The sequence below is a fragment of the Pseudovibrio sp. POLY-S9 genome (assembly GCF_001431305.1).
Taxonomy (GTDB): Bacteria; Pseudomonadota; Alphaproteobacteria; order Rhizobiales; family Stappiaceae; genus Pseudovibrio.
Map to the genome: position 1 here is coordinate 199,411 of NZ_LCWX01000200.1, position 1,054 is coordinate 200,464.

The following is a 1,054-nucleotide window of genomic DNA, read 5'->3' on the forward strand; positions in this document are numbered from 1 at the left end:
GATGTTCTGGATACACAGAGTGATCTGGTGGATGCGCGTGTAACATTGGTGACAGCGCAGCGTGACCGTGTGGTTGCTGCTTATGCGGTTCTTTCCTCTGTTGGTCGTCTCGACTATAACAGCCTGGCATTGACCGGTGCGCGTTATGATCCAACTGAACACTACCGTCTGGTACGTGATAAGTGGATTGGTCTGCGGACCCCGGATGGGCGTTAAGCTCCTCTGATATAATGAAATTTTGGAGAAGGGAGCCTCACGGGCTCCCTTTTTTGTTGCCGCATTTTCAAAATTGCTCGTTTTCCTTGTGGGAATTGGCATTTTGCAGAATATGCGGGTGTCAGGCGGGACCGCTTTTCTCTTATATTTAAGTAAGTATTTATTAATGAACTGAGTCGGAAAGCCGGCGGATTAGACGCGATTAGAAGTGGAGCACATACATGGGAGCTGTCTCACAGGGTAACGAGCCTTCCATGGAGGATATCCTGAGCTCGATCCGCAAGATTATTTCGGATGACGAAGCAAGTGGCGCAGAACAGATGACAGATGCTGCATTGAGTGACGCGGACGCGGGTCGCGAATTATCACAGGACGATCTAGATAAACTCTTTGATGATGCGCCAGCGGAAATGGAGCCTGCTCCAACTCCTGAGCCAGAAGTGGTGAAGGATGCGGAACCAGACGTTCTGGAGCTGACGCAAAAAGAGCAGATCGACGAGCAATCCTCCTCATTGAAAATTATCGAAGGTCTTGCTGATGAAGACAAGGAAGAGGATGGAGACATCGCTTTTCTTGATCAGCCGGGACCTGAAGCGTTTGGGCTGGGCAGCATGGGGCAAGATGACATTCTTGAGCCATCTGATGCAAAAAGCCCGGCGGAAACACTTATTTCAAGCGCGACGGACGAAGTTGTGTCCAGCGCCTTTAACGGTCTTGCCAACACGGTGCTATCCAAGAACGCCCGTACGCTGGAAGACCTCGTGGCTGAGATGCTGCGCCCAATGCTGAAAGGCTGGCTCGACCAGCATCTGCCAAGCGTGGTGGAGCGGCTTTTGCG

1 protein-coding gene and 1 pseudogene are annotated in these 1,054 nt (G+C 51.5%); both read left to right on the forward strand.

Translation table 11 applies throughout. The features are described 5' to 3' along the window. Positions 1-216, forward strand: a pseudogene (locus PPL9_RS20625) (type I secretion protein TolC); the annotation flags it as partial. Positions 217-437: 221 nt separating this feature from the next. After that, the coding region (locus PPL9_RS20630; RefSeq protein ID WP_057464463.1) for a DUF2497 domain-containing protein at positions 438-1,054 on the forward strand (617 nt) is incomplete at its 3' end.